The 22,669-nt window shown below is 68.8% G+C and carries 18 protein-coding genes; 13 read left to right on the plus strand and 5 right to left on the minus strand.

Annotated elements, in window-relative coordinates; genetic code table 11:
* The first annotated feature begins 67 nt into the window (after positions 1–67).
* From ACU5E9_RS15445 to ACU5E9_RS15480, 8 genes are all read left to right on the plus strand, one after another.
* Positions 68–1,363 carry an ABC transporter substrate-binding protein gene (locus ACU5E9_RS15445; protein ID WP_456810781.1) on the plus strand — a complete coding sequence of 432 codons (1,296 nt, stop codon included), beginning with the start codon at positions 68–70 and terminating at the stop codon, positions 1,361–1,363.
* 104 nt (positions 1,364–1,467) lie between these two features.
* Positions 1,468–2,382 (plus strand): carbohydrate ABC transporter permease, encoded by a 915-nt coding sequence (locus ACU5E9_RS15450; RefSeq protein ID WP_456810782.1) that lies wholly within the window; start codon positions 1,468–1,470, stop codon positions 2,380–2,382.
* 11 nt (positions 2,383–2,393) lie between these two features.
* The gene (locus ACU5E9_RS15455) at positions 2,394–3,356 is read left to right on the plus strand and encodes a carbohydrate ABC transporter permease (RefSeq protein ID WP_456810783.1); all 963 of its coding nucleotides are present in this window, start codon (positions 2,394–2,396) and stop codon (positions 3,354–3,356) included.
* A 2-nt stretch (positions 3,357–3,358) separates the two neighbouring features.
* The gene (locus tag ACU5E9_RS15460; RefSeq protein ID WP_456810784.1) at positions 3,359–4,843 is read left to right on the plus strand and encodes an arabinan endo-1,5-alpha-L-arabinosidase; all 1,485 of its coding nucleotides are present in this window, start codon (positions 3,359–3,361) and stop codon (positions 4,841–4,843) included.
* Between the two features lies 1 nt (position 4,844).
* The gene (locus ACU5E9_RS15465) at positions 4,845–5,549 is read left to right on the plus strand and encodes a YesL family protein (RefSeq protein WP_456810785.1); all 705 of its coding nucleotides are present in this window, start codon (positions 4,845–4,847) and stop codon (positions 5,547–5,549) included.
* Between the two features lie 77 nt (positions 5,550–5,626).
* Positions 5,627–7,132 (plus strand): arabinosylfuranosidase ArfA, encoded by a 1,506-nt coding sequence (gene arfA / locus ACU5E9_RS15470; protein ID WP_456810786.1) that lies wholly within the window; start codon positions 5,627–5,629, stop codon positions 7,130–7,132.
* The gene (locus ACU5E9_RS15475) at positions 7,108–8,136 is read left to right on the plus strand and encodes an arabinan endo-1,5-alpha-L-arabinosidase (RefSeq protein ID WP_456810787.1); all 1,029 of its coding nucleotides are present in this window, start codon (positions 7,108–7,110) and stop codon (positions 8,134–8,136) included. The genes arfA and ACU5E9_RS15475 overlap by 25 nt, the downstream gene beginning before the upstream one ends.
* Positions 8,137–8,189: 53 nt before the next feature.
* Positions 8,190–10,115: a glycoside hydrolase family 127 protein gene (locus ACU5E9_RS15480; protein WP_456810788.1), complete on the plus strand. Its 1,926-nt coding sequence runs from the start codon at positions 8,190–8,192 to the stop codon at positions 10,113–10,115.
* Positions 10,116–10,274: 159 nt separating this feature from the next.
* On the opposite strand, the gene xylB is transcribed toward ACU5E9_RS15480, so the two are convergent.
* From xylB to ACU5E9_RS15500, 4 genes are all read right to left on the minus strand, one after another.
* A complete protein-coding gene (gene xylB / locus ACU5E9_RS15485; RefSeq protein WP_456810789.1) occupies positions 10,275–11,690 on the minus strand; it encodes a xylulokinase in 1,416 nt (471 codons plus the stop codon).
* Positions 11,691–12,113: 423 nt separating this feature from the next.
* Positions 12,114–13,154, minus strand: coding sequence for a LacI family DNA-binding transcriptional regulator (locus tag ACU5E9_RS15490; protein ID WP_456810790.1), 1,041 nt, complete (start codon positions 13,152–13,154; stop codon positions 12,114–12,116).
* Between the two features lie 103 nt (positions 13,155–13,257).
* A complete protein-coding gene (locus ACU5E9_RS15495) occupies positions 13,258–14,010 on the minus strand; it encodes a FadR/GntR family transcriptional regulator (RefSeq protein WP_456810791.1) in 753 nt (250 codons plus the stop codon).
* Between the two features lie 13 nt (positions 14,011–14,023).
* A complete protein-coding gene (locus ACU5E9_RS15500; RefSeq protein ID WP_456810792.1) occupies positions 14,024–15,199 on the minus strand; it encodes an L-talarate/galactarate dehydratase in 1,176 nt (391 codons plus the stop codon).
* 165 nt (positions 15,200–15,364) lie between these two features.
* Between ACU5E9_RS15500 and ACU5E9_RS15505 the strand changes: the two genes are divergently transcribed.
* Both ACU5E9_RS15505 and ACU5E9_RS15510 read left to right on the plus strand, forming a co-directional pair.
* A complete protein-coding gene (locus ACU5E9_RS15505) occupies positions 15,365–15,886 on the plus strand; it encodes a hypothetical protein (RefSeq protein WP_456810793.1) in 522 nt (173 codons plus the stop codon).
* A gap of 67 nt (positions 15,887–15,953) precedes the next feature.
* On the plus strand, positions 15,954–16,871 hold the full coding sequence (locus ACU5E9_RS15510; protein ID WP_456810794.1) for an aldo/keto reductase: 918 nt from the start codon (positions 15,954–15,956) through the stop codon (positions 16,869–16,871).
* A gap of 149 nt (positions 16,872–17,020) precedes the next feature.
* Here ACU5E9_RS15510 and xylA read toward each other — a convergent pair whose 3' ends face one another.
* Positions 17,021–18,211, minus strand: a complete 1,191-nt coding sequence (gene xylA, locus ACU5E9_RS15515; RefSeq protein ID WP_456810795.1) for a xylose isomerase — start codon at positions 18,209–18,211, stop codon at positions 17,021–17,023.
* A 478-nt stretch (positions 18,212–18,689) separates the two neighbouring features.
* Here xylA and ACU5E9_RS15520 point away from each other — a divergent pair, with 478 nt between their 5' ends.
* From ACU5E9_RS15520 to mmsB, 3 genes are all read left to right on the plus strand, one after another.
* Complete coding sequence (locus ACU5E9_RS15520) at positions 18,690–19,814, plus strand: substrate-binding domain-containing protein (RefSeq protein ID WP_456810796.1); 1,125 nt, start codon at positions 18,690–18,692, stop codon at positions 19,812–19,814.
* A gap of 122 nt (positions 19,815–19,936) precedes the next feature.
* A complete protein-coding gene (gene mmsA / locus ACU5E9_RS15525) occupies positions 19,937–21,445 on the plus strand; it encodes a multiple monosaccharide ABC transporter ATP-binding protein (protein WP_456813554.1) in 1,509 nt (502 codons plus the stop codon).
* A gap of 5 nt (positions 21,446–21,450) precedes the next feature.
* On the plus strand, positions 21,451–22,668 hold the full coding sequence (gene mmsB / locus ACU5E9_RS15530) for a multiple monosaccharide ABC transporter permease (protein ID WP_456810797.1): 1,218 nt from the start codon (positions 21,451–21,453) through the stop codon (positions 22,666–22,668).
* Position 22,669: the final 1 nt, after the last annotated feature.

Consider the following 22,669-nt stretch of genomic DNA (forward strand, 5'->3'; position numbering starts at 1 on the left):
ACAGCACAGCCAATCGGGAAGGAACTACGTGATGAAGAGGTCACGTTTTATCGCCGCCTCCGTAGCAATGATCGCTACGACCGGCCTTCTGCTCAGCGGATGCTCGGCAGGAGCAGCAGACACCGGTGAGAAGCAGCTCACATTCATGTTCCGCGGCGGCGAAGACGAGAAGGCCGCCTACACGACGGCCATCAAGGCATTCGAGAAGGCCAACGACGTCAAGGTCAAGATCATCGTCACCACCGCCGATGACTACTCCACCAAGCTCAAGGCCGCCATCGCCGGCAAGCAGATCCCGGACGTGTTCTACATCGCCCAGGGCGACATCCAGGCCTACGTCAACAACGGCGTGGTCCTCGACATCACCGACTACGTCGAAAGCTCCGAAACCCTCGACCTCGACAACATCTGGGACTACGGCGTCGACAGCTACCGCTTCGACGGCAGCCTGGTCGGCGAGGGTGCGATCTACGCGCTGCCAAAGGACGTCGGACCGTTCTCGTTCGGCTACAACAAGACCATGTTCGAGGCCGCCGGCATCCCGCTGCCCGACGTGGACGTGCCCCTCACCCTCGAAGAGTTCGTGGACATCTCCAAGCAGCTGACCAAGGACCTCGACGGCGACGGCGAGCTCGACCAGTGGGGCACCGGCCTGAACGTGCAGTGGAGCCTGCAGTCGTTCGCCTGGTCCAACGGCGCCGACTTCCTCAACGAGGACCGCACCAAGGTCACGGTCGACACCCCCGAGTTCGCCGAGGCCCTGCAGTGGTTCGCCGACCTGTCCAACGTCGAGGGCGTCACGCCGTCCACCGCCCAGGCGCAGACCCTCGACACCTACCAGCGCTGGATGAGCGGCCAGATCGCGTTCTTCCCGGTGGGCCCGTGGGACGTCTCCACGTACGCCGACCTGGACTTCGACTGGGACCTGATCCCGTACCCGGCCGGCAAGACCGGTGAGTCCGCCACCTGGGTCGGCTCGCTCGGCATCGCGGTCGGCTCGACCACCGAGTACCCGGAGCTGTCCGAGAAGCTCGTCGAGTACCTCTCCGCCGACGAAACCGCGCAGCAGACGCTCGTCGACGCCGGTGTGCAGATCCCGAACCTCCAGGACATGGCCGACACCTGGGTGGCCGACTCGACCACCAAGCCGGCCAACAAGCAGGAGTTCCTCGACATCGTCAACGACTACGGTCGCGCGCTGCCGGCGAACAACACCTACAACGCCGAGTGGTACGACGAGCTGTTCACCAACATCCAGCCGGTGCTCGACGGCAAGCAGACCGCCGCCGACTACCTCAAGGAGGCCCAGCCCAAGATGCAGGCCTTCCTGGACGACGCCAACGCGCAGGCCGGTATCGGCTAATACCGCCCGGATGCCGCGGCCGCGCTCTCTACGCGTGGCCGCGGCATCCGCCCCCGGCCCCGGCCGGTCCCAGCTCATCGGAATCAAGTCAAGGAAGATCGCTGATGTCCACTGAAATCCTCCGCACCAAGCCGCGCCGCTCACGACTGCACCGGCGTGAGCACCAGGTCGCCCTGCTGTTCATCGCGATCCCCCTGATCGGGTTCCTGCTCTTCACGCTCTACCCGCTGCTCTACTCCGTCTACGCCTCGTTCACGAGCTGGAACGGCCTGGCCGCCCCGAAGTTCAACGGCCTCGACAACTACATCAAGATGTGGAACGACCCGTACTTCCTCAAGGCCATGTGGAACACGCTGTTCATGATGATCGGCATCCCGATCGGCCTGGTGCTCTCGATGGCGCTGGCGCTCGGGCTCAACCGCAAGATGCGCGGCACCACGTTCTTCCGCACCGTCTACTACGTGCCCGTGATCTCCTCGATCGCCGCCATCGCCATCCTCTGGCAGTGGGCCTACAACGGTGACTTCGGCCTGGTCAACCAGGTCCTGGACATCTTCGGCATCCAGGGCCCGAATTGGCTCGCCGACAAGGACACCGTCAAGCCCGCACTGATCATCATGGCCACCTGGAAGGGCCTGGGCTACTCCATGCTCCTCTACCTGGCCGCGCTGCAATCGGTGCCGCGTTACCTCTACGAGGCCGCATCGCTGGACGGCGCCGGCACCTGGCAGCAGTTCCGCAACATCACCATGCCGATGGTGCGCCCGGTCACCTTCTTCCTCGTCGTCACGAGCATCATCGGCGGGTCGCAGATCTTCATCGAGATCAACATCATGACCCCGCTGGGTGGCCCGGAGTTCAGCTCGGCCTCCATCGTCTGGTACATCTGGCGCCAGGCGTTCAACAACCTGCACATGGGGTACGCCTCGGCCATGTCGATCGTGCTCGGGCTGATCATCTTCGTGATCACCGTCATCCAATTCCGGCTCAACCGCCGCAACCAGTTCTCGATCGACTGAAGGCCGCCATCGTGAGTACGTCAACTTCCCTCCCCGGCCCCACCGCGGCCGCGCCGCTGCTCGACCCGCAGGCCGGGCTCCCCGGCCGCACCCCGGTGCGCTCCGGCCGCCGCGGCAACACGCCCGCCGCGCTGTCGCGCACCTCGCGGTACAAGATCGGCAACGTGCTGGTCACGTTGATCCTCTCGATCGGCGCGATCGTGATGCTCGGCCCGCTGGTCTGGACCTTCTCCACGTCGCTCAAGACCCACGACGCGATCTTCGCCCTGCCGCCGCAGTGGATCCCCGATCCGGTGGTGTGGGAGAACTACCTGCGCGTCTGGACGGCCGGTCCGCTGCTCAGCGGCATCCGGAACAGCCTGATCGTGGCCGGCACCGTCACCGTGATCGGCTCGCTCACCTCGTCGATCGCCGCCTTCGCCTTCGCGAAGATGCGGATGCCGTTCAAGAACGCCGCGTTCCTCATGCTGCTCGCCGGCCTGATGATCCCGTTCCCGACCATCATGATTCCGCAGTTCATGGTCTTCGCCGAGATCGGCTGGGTCGACACCCTGCTGCCGCTGATCGTGCCGGGCCTGTTCGGCAACATCATCATGATCTTCTTCCTCAAGCAGTACCTCGAGAACGTGCCGGACTCGATCATCGAGGCCGCCAAGCTCGACGGTGCCTCGTACCTGCAGATCTTCTGGCGGCTGATCTTCCCGGCCATCCGCCCGGCAATGGCCGCCCAGTTCATCCTCTGGTTCATGGCAGTGTGGAACGACTACCTGGCCCCGATCATCTACCTGAACACCCCGGAGAAGCAGACCCTGCAGCTCGTGATCGCGAGCTTCAACGCCCAGTACGCCAGCCAGACCGACTACCCGCTGATCATGGCGGCGTCATTCATCGCGCTGCTGCCCGTGCTGATCGTGTTCATCATCTTCCAGCGCCAGATCATCGAATCCGTCGCCCTCACCGGCGGGAAGGGGTAGCCATGACTGTCCTCGACGAACGCCCGGGCGCCGCGCCCGGCGCCCTGCAGAGCCTGGCCCCGGCCCCCGCCGGCGACCCCGCCGACTGGGGCACCCGCAACGCCCACGACCCCACCGTCGTGCGTGACACCGACGGCACCTGGTACATGTTCTCCACGGATGCCGCCGCCGGCGCCGATTCGGTGGCCGCCGGCGTGCACGTGCGCCGCTCCGACGACCTCGTCACCTGGACCTTCGTGGGCACCGCGCTCGACGGCGTGCCCGCGGCCGCGTTCGAGTGGAGCCAGGCCCCCGGGCTCTGGGCCCCCGAGGTCGTGCGCTGGCCGGCGCCCGGCGCCGCGAGTGACGACGCCGTGACAGACAGTGCCGACGTTCGGTGGCACATGTACTACTCGGCCTCCACCTTCGGTTCGAACACCTCGGCCATCGGCCTGGCCGTGGCGCGCACCCTCGCCGGACCCTGGGAGGACCGCGGCATCGTCGTGGGCACCCGGGCCGGCACCGACACGCAGAACGCCATCGACGCGGCCGTCACGATCGACCGCTCCGGCACCCCGTGGCTGACCTACGGCTCGTTCTTCTCCGGCCTCTACACGCTGCCGCTGGATGCCGTGACCGGCCGGCCCGCGACGCCGGGCGCCCTCGGCGCCCTCATCGCCCGCCGGCCCGTGTCGGTGGACCGCGCGATCGAGGGCGCCTTCATCGTCTACCGCCGTGAAGAGGACCGCTACGTGCTGTTCTCCTCCTACGACTCGCTTTTCGACAGCTACAACGTGCGCGTGGCCGTGGCGGAGGAGATCACCGGGCCGTACACCGACCTGCTCGGCCACGTGCTGACCGACCTGGACGGTGCGCCGGAGCTGATCGGCACCAAGGTGCTCGGCAGTCACCGGTTCGGCGACGACACCGGCTGGCTCGCCCCCGGGCACAACTCGATCCTCATCGAGGCCGGCCTGCCCGGCGCCGACGACCCGGCCGGCGACGGCTACCGGGCGCCGGAGTACTTCATGGTGCACCACGTGCGCTTCGCCGAGGACCCCCACCAGCACGTCGTGCAGCTGCGGCGCACCTTCTTCACCGAGACCGGTTGGCCGGTCGTCTCCCCGCAGCCGTTCGCCGGCGCCGAACTCGAACGACTGGATGCGCCGGTGCACCTGGCCGGACCGTGGAACGTCGTGCGCCTCGGCCCGGAGTCCTCCGTCCTGGTGGACTCCGTCGCCGGCACGGTGGCGCTGGCGCCGACTGTGCTCGTGCCCACCGAACCGGCGGCTGGCGCCGACCGGCTCTTCGATGGCGAGCCCGTGGCCGTGCGGCTGGTGGTCGGTACCGATGCATCGGGCACCGCCGCATCGGGCACCGCCGCATCCGGCATCGAGCTCGACGCCGTCGTCTTCACCAGTTGGGACTGGGCCAACGCCCGGCCCGCGCTCTCCTTCAGCGGCCTCGCCGCCGACGGCGTGGCCTGGTTCGGCACGAGAGGAGCCTGACATGGACGACTACGCCATCGGCTGGGCCGGCAAGGTGATGCACTGGCTGCGGTTCGCGATCGCCCTCGTGGTGATCAACCTGCTGTTCATCGCGGGCACCGTCGCCGGGCTCGTCGTGCTCGGGGTGTTCCCGGCCGCGACCGCCGCGGCCATCCTGCTCGGCCGGCTGCGCGCCGGCCAGCCCGGCGACCGGCTGGTGCGGGACTTCATCAGCGCCTACCGGGCCCAGTTCTGGCACCTGAATGTCGTGGCGATCCCGTTCCACGCCGCCGCCGTGCTGATCTTCCTCGACCTGGTGGCGTTCCAGACCACCGCGGCCGCCGGTAGTCCGGTGAGCGCCGTGCTGCTCGTGCTGCTGGTCGTGGCCTCCGTGGGCACCCTGCTCGCGGTCTTCTCGGCCATCACGATCTGCACCCGCTACCGCGACTCCGCCCGGTCGATCTGGCGGTATGCGTTCGTGCTGCCGTTCGTGTCTCCGGTACTCAGCGTGTCGCTGATCCTCGGCCTGGGCGCCCTCACCCTCGCCCTGTTCCAGTTCGGCGTGCTGATTCCCCTGGTCGGGGCGTCCGCACCGCTGTTCCTGGCCGGCTGGCTCATCGACCACCGCCTCGCCGCCCTCGACGCCGCGCATCCCGCGCACGGCGCCGTGCGGAACGAAGACGGTGCCCTGCCACTGGCTCCGTCCCGGCGCGCTTCGCTCGCTTGAGCCGCCGCCGCCCACCCACTTTCACGCACTCGATTTCGCACCTTTTTACAACGTTGCACAGATAGGACAGGATCTCCATGACCACCGCACGAATCAGCATCGACCGCAGCAATGTGGTCGCAACCATCAACCGGCGCATCTTCGGTTCCTTCGTGGAACACCTGGGCCGCTGCGTCTATGACGGGATCTACGAACCCGACCACCCCACCGCCAACGAGGACGGCTTCCGCCTCGACGTGGTCGACCTGGTCAAGGAGCTCGGCTCGACCACCATCCGCTACCCCGGCGGCAACTTCGTCTCCGGCTACAAGTGGGAAGACGGCGTGGGCCCCCGCGACCGGCGCCCGGTGCGCCGCGACCTGGCCTGGCACTCCCTGGAGAGCAACCAGGTGGGCCTGGAGGAGTTCGGCCGCTGGTGCGAGCTGACCGGCTCCGAGCTGATGATGGCCGTGAACCTCGGCACCCGCGGGATCGAATCGGCCCTCGACCTGCTCGAGTACGCCAACGGCGAGGCCGGCACGGCCCTGGCCGACGAGCGCGTGCGGAACGGCAAGACCGAACCGTACGACATCCGCATGTGGTGCCTCGGCAACGAGATGGACGGCCCGTGGCAGGTCGGCCACATGTCCTCCGACGACTACGGCAAGATCGCCGCCCGCACCGCGTCGGCGATGAAGACCGCCGACCCGTCGCTGGAGCTCGTGGTCTGCGGCTCCTCCGGCTCGGCGATGCCGACCTTCGGCGAGTGGGAGCGCGTCGTGCTCGAGCACAGCTACGACTCCGTCGACTACATCTCCTGCCACGCCTACTACCAGGAGCGGAACGGTGACCTGGCCTCCTACCTGGCGTCGTCGCTGGAGATGAAGTACTTCATCGACACCGTTGTGGCCACCGCCGACCACGTCAAGCACAAGCTGCGCAGCAAGAAGACCATCCAGCTCTCCTTCGACGAGTGGAACATCTGGTACCTCGAGGAGCACCAGGCCTCCGAAGAGGTCAACGACGAGTGGCGTTTCGCGCCGCGTCAGCTCGAGGACGTCTACTCCGTGGCCGACGCCGTCGTGCTCGGCAACCTGCTGATGACCCTGCTGCAGAACCACGACCGGGTCACCAGCGCCTCGCTGGCCCAGCTGGTGAACGTGATCGCCCCGATCATGACCGAACCGGGTGGAGCGTCCTGGCGCCAGACCACGTTCTTCCCGTTCTCGGTGACCTCCCGGCTCGCCCGCGGTGAGGTGCTCACGCCCCGCATCGACGTCGGCAGCTACGACACCGCCGTCTACGGCGCCGCTCCGCTGGTGGACTCGGTCGCGACCGTGGACGCCGAAACCGGCACCGCGGCTGTGTTCCTGGTGAACCGCAGCCAGACCGAGTCGATCGAGGTGGCCATCGACGTTGCCGGGCTCGGCGCATCCGTCATCACCGAAGCCGTCACCCTGCACGACGCCGACCCGTACGCGAAGAACACCCTCGCCGACCAGAACCGGGTAGGCCTGAAAGACCTCACCGGTTCATCGCTGGCCGAGGGCACGCTCACGGTGACGTTGCCGCCCGTGTCATGGTCGGCGATCGCGCTCGGTTAGGACGAACGGGTCGGGCGGGCACGCTCGCGGGCCTGCTCGTCCTGGCCTTGGCCGCGGTGCTCCTGTTCCTGCTGAGCGGATGCTCGGCCGAAACGGGGGCCCGCGAGCTCAGCGGTGACCTCGCCACCCACGACCCGGCCTTCGTGGCCGAAGCCGACGGTGGCGCGTCGTACGTGTACTCCACCGGCAATGGGGACATCGCGGACGGCAACATCCAGATCCGCCGGTCCGTCGACGGGCTGGCCTGGGACTACGTCGGCGAGGTCTGGCAGGAGAAGCCGGCCTGGCTGGTGGAGGCGGTGCCCGGAGTCGACAACTTCTGGGCGCCGGAGCTCTACCAGCATGACGGCACCTGGTACCTCTACTATTCGGCGTCGCTGTTCGGCACGAACACCTCGGTGATCGCGCTGGCGACCAACAGCACCCTCGACCCGGATGCCGCCGGCTACGAGTGGGTCGACCAGGGTGAGGTGATCACCTCCGTGGGCACCGACTACAACGCGATCGATCCCGGTGTGGTGGAGGACGCCGACGGCACGCCGTGGCTGAGCTTCGGCTCGTTCTCCTCCGGGCTGCACCTGGTCGAGCTCGAGTGGCCGACCGGGTTGCGCGCCACCGACGCCGACCCCGAGCTGATCGCCGACCGTGACCTGGCCACGAATGCACTCGAGGCGCCGTACCTGCTCGCGCACGACGACTACTTCTACCTCTTCTTCTCCCGGGACTTCTGCTGCCGGGGCACCGACAGCACCTACAACATCGCTGTCGGCCGGTCGGACTCGGTGACCGGACCATACCTCGACGCCAACGGCGCGGCCCTGCTCGACGACGGCGGCACCCCGCTGCTGGAAAGCGACGGCGACCGGGTCGGACCCGGCGGCCAGTCGGTGTCCGGCGGCTTGCTCGCCTTCCACTACTACGACGCGGCCCTCGACGGCGCCTTCCAACTCGGCCTCATCCCGATCACCTGGGACGACGGCTGGCCCGTGGTGGCCTGGGACTGACCCGCCTGCGTTCCCGCCCGGTACGACTTCCCGACAATCCACAGGAGCACCCCATGTCCATTCCTGGACCCGTCAGCCCGATCGCGGGCGCGCACAGCACCCTCCGCCCGCTTCCGTTCGACGCCGTGAACCTCACCGGGACCGGCCAGCTGGCCAGCTGGCAGCGGGTGAACCGGGAGGCCACCCTGGCTCACTGCGTGGAGCAGCTCGAGGTGTCCGGGGCGCTCGCCAACCTGCGGATCGCGGCCGGCCGGGAAAGCGATGCCTTCCGCGGCTTCGTCTTCGCCGACTCCGACGTCTACAAGGTGCTCGAGGCCATCGGCTGGGAGGCGGGCCGGGCCGACGGCGGGGCGGATGCCTTCGCCGGGTTCGTCGACGACACCGTGGCGCTGCTGCAGGCGGCCCAGCAGGATGACGGCTACCTGGACTCGTTCTTCCAGGTCGTCAAGCCCGAGGAGCAGTTCGCCGACCTGCGCTGGGGCCACGAGATGTACTGCCTCGGGCACCTGCTGCAGGCCGGGGTGGCGTGGGCGCGCACCCGCGACCGCACCGACTTGCTCGAGGTGGGGCTGCGGTTCGCCGGGCTGGTCGAGCAGCGCTTCGGCGCCGGTGGCACGGATGCGGTCTGCGGGCATCCGGAGATCGAAACCGCCCTGGTCGAGGTGCACAGGGTCACCGGCGAGCGGCGCTGGCTCGAGCTGGCCGAGCGATTCATCGACCTGCGCGGCCACCGCACCGTGGGCGAGGACCGGTTCGGCTACGGCTATTTCCAGGACCACGAACCGGTGCGGAGGGTGCCGGGCGCCACGGGGCACTCGGTGCGCCAGCTCTACCTGGCCGCCGGGGTGGCGGATGCCTACGCCGAGAACGGCGACCCCGAACTGCTCGCCGCCCTGGAGCGGATCTGGAGCGACGTGCACCAGGGCAAGATGTATGTCACCGGCGGCCTCGGCTCCCGGCACCGCGACGAGGCCTTCGGCGACCCGTTCGAGCTGCCGCCGGACCGTGCCTACTCCGAGACCTGCGCCGCGATCTCCAGCGTGCAGTTCAACTGGCGGATGCTGCTGATCACCGGCGAGGGCCGGTTCGCCGACGAGATCGAACGCGCGCTGTACAACGCCGTGGCGGGCTCGACCACGAGCGACGGCACCGCGTTCTTCTACTCCAACCCGCTGCAGGTGCGCACCCACCGGGACGGCGCGCACGAGCAGGCCCCCGCCCGCCGGGTGGGCTGGTACGACTGCGCCTGCTGCCCGCCGAACCTGGCCCGGCTGGTCTCCTCGCTGCAGCACTACGCGGCGACGACCGCGGCGGGATCGCTGCAGCTGCACCTCTACGAGACCGGCACCATCGACCTCGGCGCGGTCGGCGGCGAAGCGACCGTGGCCCGGATCAGCACCGGTTACCCGGTCGACCCCGTGGTGGCGATCGAGTTCGACGCCCCGTTCACCGGCGGCGAGGTGGCGCTGCGGGTGCCCGGCTGGGCGGAGTCCTGGCGGCTGAGCGTGAACGGCGAGGCGACGGATGCGCCGGTGTCCGGCGGATACCTGCGGGTGGCCGAGGTGGCCGGGGTGGGCATCCGCTCGATCGAGTTGGTGTTGGAGATGCCGGTGCGGATGCGCCGGGCGCATCCGCAGGTGGACGCGGTGCGCGGCTGCGTCGTGGTGACCCGCGGGCCGCTGGTTTATGCGCTGGAGCAGGCCGACCTGCCCGAGGCGCTGGTGCTCGAGGACTTCGTGATCGATGCGGCGGTGCCCGCCGTGCTCGGCGCCGTCGACCCGGACCTGGGGGTGCCGCTGGTGCGGATCACCGGGTCACGCCGGGCGGCGGACACGGGGGAGCTCTACCCGGCGCTGGCTGAATCGGCCGGAGGGGTGGTGCCGATCGGCGGCGAGCCGCTGACCGTTACCGCGGTGCCGTACTACCGGTGGGGCAACCGCGCCCCCGGCGGTATGCGCGTCTGGATCCCTACCAGCTAGCCCCTCGACCGCATCCGCGCACGCCATGTTGCTCGCGGCGTGGGTTGGTGCTCGTGGCGTGCGATATGCGGCGACATATCGCACGCCACGAGACTTTTCACGCGCCACGACATTTTTTGCACGCCGTGGCAGCGCCGCGGCAGCGCGGCCCGGGCCCGGTCAGGCGCGGTGCGCGGCGTACTGGGCGCGGATGACCGGGTGGAAGTCCGGGGTGGGCTGTGACGCGGTCGCCACCGACCAGGCCGGCCGGGTGTCGGTGAGCGCCCAGGCGGCCTGCACGGCACCGCCGTCGGCCACGTACTCGCCGGGGACGGGCACGGCCACGGGGGCTTCGAAGACCTGCGCGGCGATCAGCTGCACGGCCGGGTTCTGCGCTGCGCCGCCGATGAGCAGGATGCGCTCCGCCGTCACACCCTGTGCCCGCACCGCGTCCAGGCCGTCGGCGAGGCCGCAGAGCAGCCCCTCGATGGCGGCCCGGGCAAGGTTCGGCCGGGTGGTCGAGCCGAGGGTGAGGCCGAACAGGGACGCGGTGGCGTCGGGCAGGTTCGGGGTGCGCTCGCCCTCGAAGTAGGGCTGCAGTACCAGGCCGTCGGCGCCGGGCTCGGCCTCGAGGGCGAGCCGGCCGAGTTCGTTGTGGTCAACGCCGAGCAGGCCCGCGATCGAGTCGAGGATGCGGGCGGCGTTCAGGGTGGCGATCAACGGCAGGTTCAGCCCGCTCGCGTCGGCGAACCCGGCGACGGTGCCGGACGCATCCTCGCTGGGCTGCCCGGTGACGGCGAAGACGGTGCCGCTGGTGCCGATCGAGACGACGACGTCGCCGGCCGCGGCGCCCAGGCCCAGGGCCGCCCCGGCGTTGTCGCCGGCGCCGACGCCCACGACCAGCCCGGCGGGAACGCCGGGCAGGGCAACGGTGGTGCCGGCGGTGTCGCCCGGGCCGAGCACCCGGGGGAGCTGCGCGTCGTGGCCGAGGCCGCGCACGAGCAACTCGCGGTCGTAGTCGCCGGCGGCGGCCGACCAGTAGCCGGTGCCGCTGGCATCCGACCTGTCGGTGGTGAGCTCGGTGAGCACCGGGCCGAGTTCGCTCTCGCCGGCCGGGCCGTAGCCGCGCAACCGCCAGCTGAGCCAGTCGTGGGGGAGGGCGACCGCGGCGACGCGGGCGGCGTTGGCCGGTTCGGCGTCCCGCAGCCAGCGCAGCTTGGTGACGGTGAACGAGGCCACCGGCACCACGCCGGTGCGGCGGGCGTACTCCGCGGCGCCGACCTCGTCGATCAGGGCGGCGGCGGCGGGGGCGCTGCGAGTGTCGTTCCAGAGCAGCGCCGGGCGGATGACCCGACCGGCGTCATCCAGCACCACCATGCCGTGCTGCTGCGCGGCCACCGAGAGGGCGGCGACGTCGCCGAGCCCGCCGGCGTCCTCGATGGCGGCGAGCAGGGCGTCCCACCAGGCGGCGGGATCGACCTCGGTGCCAACCGGGTGGCTCGCCTTGCCCGTGCGCACCAGCGCGCCCGTGTCGGCATCCCGCACGACCACCTTGCAACTCTGTGTCGACGAGTCGACTCCGGCAACCAGCGTCATGACGCACTCCAAACTAGAAACTCGCGTTGGGTGGGCATAACTCCTGCAATTTTCCGCCGGGCCGGATTCCGGCCCCGGAATTCCGCGGCAGCCGCCGGACGGGACGGGAAATTGCAGGAGTTATGCCACCATCCACGGGCGGGAGGGCATCCTCGCCGTCATCGCCCAGGGTGGTTCACACATAAAATGTTCTGGGTCTAAACATATTCGGTTCGGGGTGCGTCTGCCAACCCGTGCGGATGCGTCGGCGCCCGCGGTTCCGGGCCGCACGAGTTGCCAGTTGCCGCCCACTGGCCGGGGCAGAGGGGGCACGAACTGTCATCTCGGGCAGGGCCGAGCACCTGAGTGTGCAGTTGGTGCCCGTTCAGCGGCGCTGAGCGGGCGTCAACTGGCAACTCAGATCTGCCGTTCGGGAGCGGACGGTCAGCGGGTGGGGCTGCTCGCTCGCAGGATCACCCGGGTTTCGACGCGGATGACCTCGTCGGAGGTGAGGGCGGCGTCGGAGAGCGCGAGCTCAACGGCCTTGCGGCCGAGGTCGGCCAGCGGGATGTTCACCGTGGTCAGCGCCGGCGTGACGTCGCGGGCGGTGTCAATGTCGTCGAAGCCGGCCACCGCGACATCCCGCGGAACGACGATGCCAGCCTCACGCAGCGCCGACATGGCGCCGATGGCCATCACGTCGCTCACGGCGAAGACCAACTCCACCGAGTCCAGGCCGCCGGCGAGCAGCTCGGTCGCCGCCGCGAACCCGCCGTCGCGGGTGAACTCGCCCCGCACGATGTGGTCGGGATGGATGGCGATGCCGTGCTCGGCCAGCCCGTCAGCGAAACCGGCCAGTCGGTCCCGGGAGGTGACCAGGGCGCGCGCCCCGCCGATGGCGGCGAAGCGCCGGTAGCCCGCGGCGACGAGGCTGTTGGCCAGCGCCCGGGCGCCGAGGTAGTTGTCGACCACCACGGTGCTGAACGGCAGGCCCTCCTGGCTGATCAGCACGACGCGGCCGCCGGTGCCGGCGAAGGCCCTGAGCTCGGCGATCAGCGCAGCTTGCGACTCGGAGCCGTCGGTGCGGCTGCCGGTGAGGATCATCACGCGGGGCCGCTGGCCGCGCAGGGCGCGCACCAACTCGATCTCGCGTTCGGTGCTGCGCTCGGTGACCGCCATGGTCACGATCAGGCCCTCCGCCTCGGCGGCCCGGATGACCCCGGCGGCGATGGAGGAGAAGTACGGGTCGGCGATGTCGCTCACCAGCAACGCCACCGTCGAGGTCGATCCCTTGGCAACCGCCTGGGCGGAGAAGTTCGGCGTGTAGTTGAGCCTGGCTGCGGCGGCGAGCACCCTCTGCCGGTAGTCCTCGTTGACCTTGCGGGCGCTGCCGTTCAGCGAGCGGGATGCGGTCGCCAGCGAGACGCCGGCCTCGCGGGCCACGTCGTGCAGGGTGGCCGGGGCCGTCGCGGGGAAATCTGCCATGGAACTGTCCTTTCCTGACTCCCGTGCCGGGGCCCGGTGTTGGGGGAAAGCCTATTCCCAAACCTCCGCTGCAGGGGCACACGCCGCTGCGGTCTGTGCCGGGTCAGGCGCCAAGCCGGGCGCGGGAGTTGGACAGGTGCGTGCGGGTTGCGGCCGCGGCGCCGAGGGGGTCGCCGCGGCGGATGGCGGCGACGATGTCCCCGTGCTCCTGCACGACGCGGGCGAAGTGGAGGGACTCCGCAGACTCGTCCGCGGCGACGAGGCGGCTATGCGGCATCGCGATCATGGTCGGGCCGAGCGAGCGCAGCAGGTCGACGAAGTGCCGGTTGTTCGCCGCTTCGGCGATGCACTCGTGCAGCGCGAAGTCGGCCCGCGCGGCGCCGCCCGGGTTGCCGGCGCTGGCGGCGAAGTGCCCGAGCGCCTCGTCGAGCCGGCGCAGCTGGGCCGGGGTGCGGCGCTGCGCGGCCAGGGCGGCCGCCTCCACCTCGATGCCCAGCCGGAAATCGAGCAACGCCACCACGTCGCCGGCCGTGTGCAGCTCGCCGGGGTCGGCCGTGAACGGCGACTGCGCCGGCCGGGTGAGCACGAACGAGCCCTTGCCCCGGTAGGTTTCGACCAGGCCCGCCACCTGCAGGCGGGAGATGGCCTCCCGGACGACCGTGCGGCTCACGCCGTACCGTTCCATCAGGGCGCTCTCGGTGGGGAGTTTGTCGCCGGGCCGCACCGAACCGTTCACGATCAGGGCGGTGAGCCGGTCGCCGACACCGTGGCTCAGGCTCGCCGAACCGTCCCGGTCAATCGGGTCGTCGAGGGGAGGCGTTGCCGGGTGTGCGGGGGGTGGTGGTGTGGGCGACACGGGTGTCCTTCGGCTAGCTGAATTCAATGCTGTCAGAGACCCAGGCCAGCGCCTGCTCGCTGAGCGTGAAGCCGAGGCCGGGACGGGCCGGCACGAGCATCCGCCCGCCCGCGGTCTCGAGGCGTTCGTTGAAGAGCGGGTTCAGCCATTCGAAGTGTTCCACCCAGGGCTCGCGCGGGTAGGCGGCGGCGAGGTGCACGTGGATCTCCATCGCGAAGTGCGGCGCGAGCTGCAGCCCGGCCTGGTCGGCCAGGTTGGCCAGGCGGAGGAACGGGGTGATGCCGCCGATGCGCGGGGCGTCGGGCTGGATGATGTCGACCGAGCGGTGCTCGATCAGGCTGATGTGTTCGGCCACGCTGGAGAGCATCTCGCCGGTGGCGATGGAGGTGTCCAGCGCCGCGGCCAGCTGGGCGTGGCCCTCGGCGTCGTAGGCGTCGAGCGGTTCCTCGATCCAGACCAGGCCGTACTGCTCGAGGATCCGGCCCATCCGCATGGCCGTGGGCCGGTCCCACTGCTGGTTCGCGTCGACCATGAGCGGCACATCGGGGCCGAGATGCTCCCGGATCGCGGCGACACGGGCGAGGTCGACCCGGGAATCGGGGTGACCGACCTTGAGCTTGATGCCGCCGATGCCGTCGGCCAGCGACTGAGTGGCCCGTTCCTTGACCTCCTCGATCGGTGCCTGCAGGAAGCCGCCGGAGGTGTTGTAGGTGCGCACCGAATCGCGGTAGGCGCCGAGCAACTTGGCCAGCGGAAGGTCGGCCCGCTTGGCCTTGAGGTCGTAGAGGGCGATGTCGATCGCGGCGATGGCCTGCGTGGCCACTCCGCTGCGCCCCACCGAGGCGCCGGCCCAGAGCAGCTTCTGGTAGATCCGGCCGATGTCGCTGGGGTCCTCGCCGATCAGGTCGCTGGCGATTTCCTTCGCGTGCGCGTACTGCGCCGGCCCGCCGGCCCGCTTGGAGTAGCTGAAACCGATGCCGTGGTGGCCGTCGTCGGTTCTCACTTCGGCGAAGAGGAACACGATCTCGGTCATCGGCTTCTGCCGGCCGGTGAGAACCTTGGCGTCGCTGATCGGGGTGGCCAGGGGCAGTGTCAGCGTCGACAGCTTGACGTGACGGATGCGATCCGTCGTGGCCGCGCCCCCGGACACCGCGGCGAGGGGATCGGGGGAGCCGGGGGTGAGCGTCATGAGAACGTCCTTCGTTGGAGGGTCAATGCAGCCAACCTATCGCATAACTTCTCATGTTGTCCTACAAGTTGACGTTTAGTCTGCCTGTCGGGACCGGGCACTAGCAGTGACCACGCGTCGGGGCGAAGATCGACTCGACGAGCGTCGGCGGCCGGCGCGGGATGGATGAGCGTGGAGACTGGCGCCGGGAAGCACTGGTCGACCGCCAGCCTGAGGCGGGAGTACATCAGTGTCGAACTGGTGTCAGGCACCGTGCTTGTGGGGGTCGTGATCGCCGTGGCCGACCAATCGGGCGGCATCCTCGACGTCTTCGCGATCACGGTCTTCAGCCTGCTGGTCTTCTGGGCCACCGAGGTGTTCGCGCACACCGTCGCCGCCCAACGGCGCCGCAGCGACACCGAGGTCGTGAGCGTGCGCGCCTCCCTACGCACTGCGGTCGGCGACTCCAGGGGATTGCTGCTGGCGGGCATCCTGCCGCTGGTCTTCCTGCTGCTCGGGCTGCTCGGGATCCACGAGGGTGAGGTGGCCTACTGGACTGCACTGTGGGCGCAGGTGGCGCTGCTGGCCGTGGTGGGCTGGATCGCGTTCGGCGGCTCGCGGATCGCCTGGTACTGGCGTGTCTGCGGGGCGCTGGCCACGGCGACCCTGGGGATGCTTGCGATCCTGCTGAAAATCCTCGTGCACTGACGCCCAACCCACTGCGTCCGCGCCGGCGCGTCTGGCCGGATGCCGGGGGACGTACTAGCCTCGCCCCATGGTTTCCTTGACTCCCCGGCCCGCTGGCGCGCTGGCACTGTCCCTGTCGCCCCTCACCCTCGGCACCTCCGGCTGGTCGCCGCGGAGCGCGGCGGAGAACGCCGCCACGGATGCCCTGGCCGCCGACTTCGCGGCCGGCCGGCTGGCCACCAACGTCATCGACACCTCCAACATCTACGGCGACTCGCACTCCGAAGAGGTCATCGGGCGGGCCCTGGGCGGCACGGTCGGCCCCGGCCTGGTCGTGCAGACCAAGCTCGACCGGGACGTGGCCCGGAACGACTTCTCCGCCGAGCAGATGGAGCGCTCGCTGCGGCAGTCCCTCGACCGGTTGGGACTGGACGCCGTTGACGTGTTGTTCCTGCACGACCCCGAGAACGTCGGTTTCGACACTGTTATGCAGCGCGGCGGCGCCGTTGACGCGATCGTGGCGATGCGCGACCGGGGCGTGGCGCGTGCGATCGGCATCTCCGGCGGCCCGGTCGCGATGATGCGGCGCTTCGTCGACACCGGCATCTTCGACGCCGTGATCAACCACAACCGCCTCACCCTGGTGGACCGTTCCGCGACGAGCCTCTACCAGGAGGCCAGGGACCGGAACATGATCGTGCAGAACGCCGCCCCGTTCGGCGCCGGAGTCCTCACCGGCGACCCCCGGTTCGCGGGCAGCTACGCCTACGGGCCGATTGCGCCCGAGACCCAGGCCGCCGTCGACGCCGCCACCCGGATTGCGGCCGAGGCCGGCATCCCGCTGGCGGCGCTTTCGCTGCAGTTCAGCCTGCGGCATCCGCTGGTCGACACGACGGTGGTGGGAATCCGCACCCGCGAACGCTTCGACGAGACCGTCGCCCACGCCGCGCTCGCCGTGCCGGACGAGGTCTGGGCGGAACTCGACGCCATCGCCCCGCCCACGTAAAACTTCGCGTGGGACGGGGCTCAGGTCGCGGCTCGCGGGATGTGGGGGCGGGCGGGGATGACCGCGCCCCGGCCAGAAGGAGCTGACCGGGGCGAGGGTGGGGCTGGCGGACCAGCGGACGAGCGAGCTCGCGGACGAGCGGGCGCGGCCTAGCGGGCGCCGAGCAGGTGCTCGAGGGCCAGCTGCTGCAGGCGCACGAAGCCGAAGCCCTTGCCGCCGAAGTACTCCTCCGGGGCGAAGTCCTCGTAGGCGCTCGTGTCGGCGAGGAAGTCGTCGTAGCTCTCGCCCTCGGCCAGGGTGGGCACCGAGAGTTCGGGCACGCGGGACGCGGCCAGCTGCTCCTGCACCTCGGGGTCGGCGCGGAAGGCCGCGGCGCGCTCCTTGAGCAGCAGGTAGGTGCGCATGTTCGCGGCGGCAGAGTCCCAGACCCCGGTGATGTCCTCGGTGCGGCTCGGCTTGTAGTCGAAGTGACGCGGGCCGTCATAGGACGGGCCGCCGTTCGGGCCGCCGTTTTCGAGCAGGTCCACCAGCGAGAACGCGTTCTGAAGGTCGCCGTGGCCGAAGACCAGGTCCTGGTCGTACTTGATGCCGCGCTGGCCGTTGAGGTCGATGTGGAAGAGCTTGCCCTGGTAGAGCGCCTGGGCGATGCCGGCGGTGAAGTTCAGCCCGGCCATCTGCTCGTGGCCGACCTCGGGGTTGACGCCGACGAGCTCGGGGCGGTCGAGGGTGGTGATGAACGCCATCGCGTGGCCGACCGTGGGCAGCAGGATGTCGCCGCGCGGTTCGTTGGGCTTGGGCTCGATGGCGAAGCGGATGTCATAGCCCTTGTCGGTGACATAGTCGCCGAGCAGGTTGACGGCCTCGCGGTAGCGGTCCAGGGCCGAGCGGATGTCCTTGGCGGCGTCGTACTCGGCGCCCTCGCGGCCGCCCCACATCACGAACGTCTTGGCGCCGAGCTCGGCGGCGAGGTCGAGGTTGCGCAGCACCTTGCGGAGCGCGAACCGGCGCACGGAGCGGTCGTTGGAGGTGAAGCCGCCGTCCTTGAAGACCGGGGCGCTGAACAGGTTGGTGGTGACCATCGGCACGATGACGCCGGTGTCGGCGAGGATCTGCTTGAGGCGGTCGATTTCCTTCTGGCGGGCGGCATCCGTGGAGCCGAAGGCGAAGAGGTCGTCGTCGTGGAAGGTGAGGCCGTATGCGCCGAGTTCGGCGAGGCGGGTGACGGCCTCGACGGTGTCGAGCTGCGGACGGGTGGGCCCGCCGAACGGGTCAGCCCCGTTGTAGCCGATGGTCCACAGGCCGAACGAGAACTTGTCGGCGGGGGTGGGGGTGAGTGACATGGACGGGACTCCGATTCAGCTTCATTGGCGATTTGTTGGAATTACCAACATATTACACGGGCGAGACGGTTTAGCCCACAACCGGATGTACATCGTTGGAAAGACTCCGGCGACAACAAACCCGCCTCGGTGTCCCCGACGGGCGGTGATGGGGGAGGGGGTTGGCGAATCGTTTCGACGATCCGCGTCGTAAAAAGCCTGTCGACATCCGCTTTTCGTTGCACCAACCCCCCAAACAGGGGCATTTCGCGATTTGCCCCTAGGCAAACCCGGCTGAGGCGAGATAAGTTCTGTCCGTCAACAAAGGCCGCATATCTGCGGTGGGTCAATCACAGCGATGTCCCGTTACAAGGAGGTAACCCTGACGCGCGCTCGCCCAATGCCGGGTGGGCGGGTCGATGCGATTTCCTCCTCTGGCAGTCCCCGGCACCTCGGGAACTGCGGTGACTGGCAGCTCTCAGAGAGGAAAGCTCCAACTATGTCCAGAAGCAAGAAAATTCTCACCCTCGCGGCAACCGGCATCTTCGCCCTGTCGCTCGCGTCCTGCTCCAGCGGCGGTGGATCGACCAGCGGCGGCGAGCCGGCCGCGGCCGGAGCCGACTGCAACGTCGGCATCTCGATGCCGACGCGTTCCCTTGAGCGCTGGATCAACGACGGCGAACAGCTCAAGGCACTGCTCGAAGATGCCGACTGCACCGTCGACCTGCAGTACGCCGACAACAAGACCGACCAGCAGATCAGCCAGATCCAGAACCAGGTCGCCGGCGGATCGAAGATCCTCGTCGTCGCGGCCGTCGACGGCCAGGTGCTCGCACCGGTGCTCGCCGAGGCCAAGAAGCAGGACGCCACGGTCATCGCCTACGACCGCCTGATCAACGGCACCCCGGATGTCGACTACTACGCCACCTTCGACAACTACAAGGTCGGCCAGCTGCAGGGCGAGTTCATCGAGACCCAGCTCGACCTGGCCAACGCGACCGGGCCGATCTCGATCGAACCGTTCGCCGGCAGCCCCGACGACAACAACGCCAAGTTCTTCTTCTCCGGCGCCTGGGACGTGCTGCTGCCCTACGTGGAGAGCGGCGTCCTCGTCGTTCCGAGCGGCCAGTCGCCCACCTCCAACGACGACTGGGCCTCGATCGGCATCCAGGGCTGGGCCAGTGACAAGGCGCAGTCCGAAATGGACAACCGGCTGTCGTCCTTCTACACCGGCGGCGACAAGGTCGACGTGGTGCTCTCCCCGAACGACAGCCTGGCCATCGGCATCGAGGCCTCCCTGGCCTCGGCCGGCTACGCACCCGGCGCCGACTACCCGCTGATCACCGGCCAGGACGCCGACAAGGCCAACGTCAAGGCGATCCTCGACGGCGCACAGGCCATGACGGTCTGGAAGGACACCCGCACGCTCGGCGAGCAGGTCTTCACCATGATCCAGGAGATCCAGGCCGGCGACGACGTCACCGTCAACGACACCGAGACCTACGACAACGGCGAGAAGGTCGTTCCCTCCTTCCTGCTCGACCCCGAGGTCGTCGTCAAGGACGACGTGCAGACCAAGCTCGTCGACTCCGGCTTCATCAAGGCAGCGGATGTGGGCCTCTAACGAGCCACACCGGGCCGGCCTGCTTCGAGTGAAGCGGGCCGGCCTGCTCCGCCGGGCCGATGCCCGGCACCAGCACCGAAGGAATCAGGAGAGCTTAAGTGGAGCATTCGATCATCCTCAGGATGAACAACATCGAGAAGGATTTCAACGGGGTGAAGGCCCTTGACGGGGTCTCCCTCGAAGTCACCCGCGGGCAGGTGCACGGCATCTGCGGTGAGAACGGCGCGGGCAAGTCCACGCTGATGAAGGTGCTCAGCGGGGTCTACCCGGCCGGCAGCTTCGACGGCAGCATCGAGTTCGAAGACCACGAGGTGGCCTACAAGACCATCAACGACAGCGAGCACGACGGCATCGTCATCATCCACCAGGAACTGGCACTGAGCCCGTACCTGTCGATCGCCGAGAACATCTTCCTCGGCAACGAGAACGCCACCCGCGGGGTCATCGACTGGAACAAGACCAACCGGGAGGCCGCACTGCTGCTGGCCCGGGTGGGCCTGGACGAGAACCCGGCCACGAAGATCCTCGAACTCGGCGTGGGCAAGCAGCAACTGGTGGAGATCGCCAAGGCGCTCTCCAAGCGGGTCAAGCTGCTCATCCTCGACGAACCCACCGCCGCCCTCAACGACGAGGACTCCACCCACCTGCTGGGCCTGATCGACCACCTGCGCACGCAGGGCATCACCTGCATCATCATCAGCCACAAGCTCAAGGAGATCAAACGCATCGCCGACACCGTCACGGTGATCCGCGACGGCAAGACCATCGAGACCATCGACATGGCAGGGCCGGATGCCACCGAGGCGCACATCATCCGCGCCATGGTCGGCCGCGACCTGAACAACCTCTTCCCGCCACGGGAACCGGCCGTGGGCAAGGAGGTGCTGCGGGTGGAGAACTGGACCGTGCACCACCCCGTCGACGTGGCCCGCAAGGTTGTCGACGGCGCCTCCTTCACCGTCAACGCCGGCGAGATCGTCGGCTTCGCCGGGCTGATGGGCGCCGGCCGCACCGAACTGGCGATGAGCCTGTTCGGGCACTCCTACGGCACCAACATCTCCGGCACCGTCTTCAAGGACGGCACCGAGATCCAGATGCGCACCGTGGGGGAGGCCATCGAGCACGGCTTCGCGTACGCCACCGAGGACCGCAAGCGCTACGGCCTCAACCTGATCGGCGACATCACGGTGAACGTCTCCGCCGCGGCGCTGGCCAAGCTGGCCAAGTACGGCGTGATCGACAAACACCGCGAGTACAAGGTCGCCGATTCCTACCGGCAGAAGATGAACATCAAGGCCCCGTCCGTCGGGTCGATCACCGGCAAGCTCTCCGGTGGCAACCAGCAGAAGGTGGTGCTGTCGAAGTGGATCTTCTCCGGCCCCGACGTGCTGATCCTGGATGAACCCACCCGCGGCATCGACGTGGGCGCCAAGTACGAGATCTACGGCATCATCAACGAACTCGCGGCCCAGGGCAAGGCGGTCATCGTGATCTCCTCCGAGCTGCCCGAACTGATCGGCATCTGCGATCGCATCTACGCGATCTCGGAAGGAAAACTCACCGGCGAGGTCGCCAAGGCCGACGCGTCGCAGGAAACCCTCATGCACTACATGACCGCAGGAAAGGACTGAGCGCGATGACCACCACCACGCCAGCGAGCAAGGCGCCCACCGAACCCCCCGTGAGGCGCCGCATCCCCAAGCTCTCGATCAACCTCCGCCAGTACGGCATCGTCGCCGCCCTGGCCGTGATCGTCATCCTGTTCCAGATCCTCACGGATGGCCGCCTGCTGCTGCCCGGCAATGTGAACAACCTGATCCAGCAGAACGCCTACGTGCTGATCCTCGCCATCGGCATGGTCATCGTGATCATCGCCGGCCACATCGACCTCTCGGTCGGGTCGGTCGTGGCCATGGTCGGCGCCGTCGCCGCGATCAGCATGAACGAGTGGGGCCTGCCCTGGTGGGGCGCGGTGCTCGTGTCACTCCTGGTGGGCGCCCTGGTCGGTGCCTGGCAGGGCTACTGGGTGGCCTTCGTCGGCATCCCGGCGTTCATCGTCACCCTCGCCGGCATGCTCATCTTCCGCGGGCTCACCCTGGTGCTGCTCACCGGCGGCACCATCAGCGGCCTCCCGGCGGAGTTCACCGCGATCGGCGCCGGCTGGCTGCCGTCGTTCCTGGGCGAACTGGGCGGGCGCGACCTGCTCACCCTGGCGCTGGGCATCCTCACCGCCGTCGCCCTGATCGTGTTCCAGCTGCGCACCCGCGCCACCCTCTCCCGGCTGGACCTGCCGCGGGAACCGGCCGCGTCGATGTGGACCAAGAACGGCATCGCCGCGATCGCGATCATCTGGTTCGCCTGGCTGCTCAGCGACTACAGCGGCACCCCGATCATCCTGATCGTGCTCGCCGCGCTCATCCTGATCTACAACTTCGTGCTCAACCGCACGGTGTTCGGCCGTCACGTCTACGCCATGGGCGGCAACCTCTTCGCCGCCGTGATGAGCGGGGTGAAGACCAAGTGGGTCAACTTCTACATCTTCGTGAACATGGGCGTGCTGGCCGGCCTGGCCGGAGTGGTCTCGACCGCCAGGGCCGGCGGTGCGGTGGCCTCGGCCGGACAGAACTACGAGCTCGACGCGATCGCCGCCGTCTTCATCGGCGGAGCCGCGGTGCAGGGCGGCGTGGGCACCGTCGTCGGCGCGGTGGTCGGCGGCCTGGTGATGGGCGTGCTCAACATGGGCCTGTCGATCCTGTCGGTGGATGCCGCCTGGCAGATGACGATCAAGGGGCTGGTGCTACTGCTGGCCGTGGCGTTTGATATCTTCAACAAGCGGCGCGCTGGGGGACGATAGC

This window comes from Cryobacterium sp. AP23 (assembly GCF_054075385.1).

Excerpts from the sequence above, each read along its gene's own strand:
- ACU5E9_RS15445 (WP_456810781.1), top strand. The coding sequence starts at position 68 with ATGATCGCTACGACCGGCCTTCTGCTCAGCGGATGCTCGGCAGGAGCA.
- ACU5E9_RS15450 (WP_456810782.1), top strand. The coding sequence starts at position 1,468 with ATGTCCACTGAAATCCTCCGCACCAAGCCGCGCCGCTCACGACTGCAC.
- ACU5E9_RS15460 (WP_456810784.1), top strand. The coding sequence starts at position 3,359 with ATGACTGTCCTCGACGAACGCCCGGGCGCCGCGCCCGGCGCCCTGCAG.
- ACU5E9_RS15465 (WP_456810785.1), top strand. The coding sequence starts at position 4,845 with ATGGACGACTACGCCATCGGCTGGGCCGGCAAGGTGATGCACTGGCTG.
- arfA (WP_456810786.1), top strand. The coding sequence starts at position 5,627 with ATGACCACCGCACGAATCAGCATCGACCGCAGCAATGTGGTCGCAACC.
- ACU5E9_RS15475 (WP_456810787.1), top strand. The coding sequence starts at position 7,108 with ATGGTCGGCGATCGCGCTCGGTTAGGACGAACGGGTCGGGCGGGCACG.
- ACU5E9_RS15480 (WP_456810788.1), top strand. The coding sequence starts at position 8,190 with ATGTCCATTCCTGGACCCGTCAGCCCGATCGCGGGCGCGCACAGCACC.
- xylB (WP_456810789.1), bottom strand. The coding sequence starts at position 11,690 with ATGACGCTGGTTGCCGGAGTCGACTCGTCGACACAGAGTTGCAAGGTG.
- ACU5E9_RS15490 (WP_456810790.1), bottom strand. The coding sequence starts at position 13,154 with ATGGCAGATTTCCCCGCGACGGCCCCGGCCACCCTGCACGACGTGGCC.
- ACU5E9_RS15500 (WP_456810792.1), bottom strand. The coding sequence starts at position 15,199 with ATGACGCTCACCCCCGGCTCCCCCGATCCCCTCGCCGCGGTGTCCGGG.
- ACU5E9_RS15505 (WP_456810793.1), top strand. The coding sequence starts at position 15,365 with ATGAGCGTGGAGACTGGCGCCGGGAAGCACTGGTCGACCGCCAGCCTG.
- ACU5E9_RS15510 (WP_456810794.1), top strand. The coding sequence starts at position 15,954 with ATGGTTTCCTTGACTCCCCGGCCCGCTGGCGCGCTGGCACTGTCCCTG.
- xylA (WP_456810795.1), bottom strand. The coding sequence starts at position 18,211 with ATGTCACTCACCCCCACCCCCGCCGACAAGTTCTCGTTCGGCCTGTGG.
- ACU5E9_RS15520 (WP_456810796.1), top strand. The coding sequence starts at position 18,690 with ATGTCCAGAAGCAAGAAAATTCTCACCCTCGCGGCAACCGGCATCTTC.
- mmsA (WP_456813554.1), top strand. The coding sequence starts at position 19,937 with ATGAACAACATCGAGAAGGATTTCAACGGGGTGAAGGCCCTTGACGGG.
- mmsB (WP_456810797.1), top strand. The coding sequence starts at position 21,451 with ATGACCACCACCACGCCAGCGAGCAAGGCGCCCACCGAACCCCCCGTG.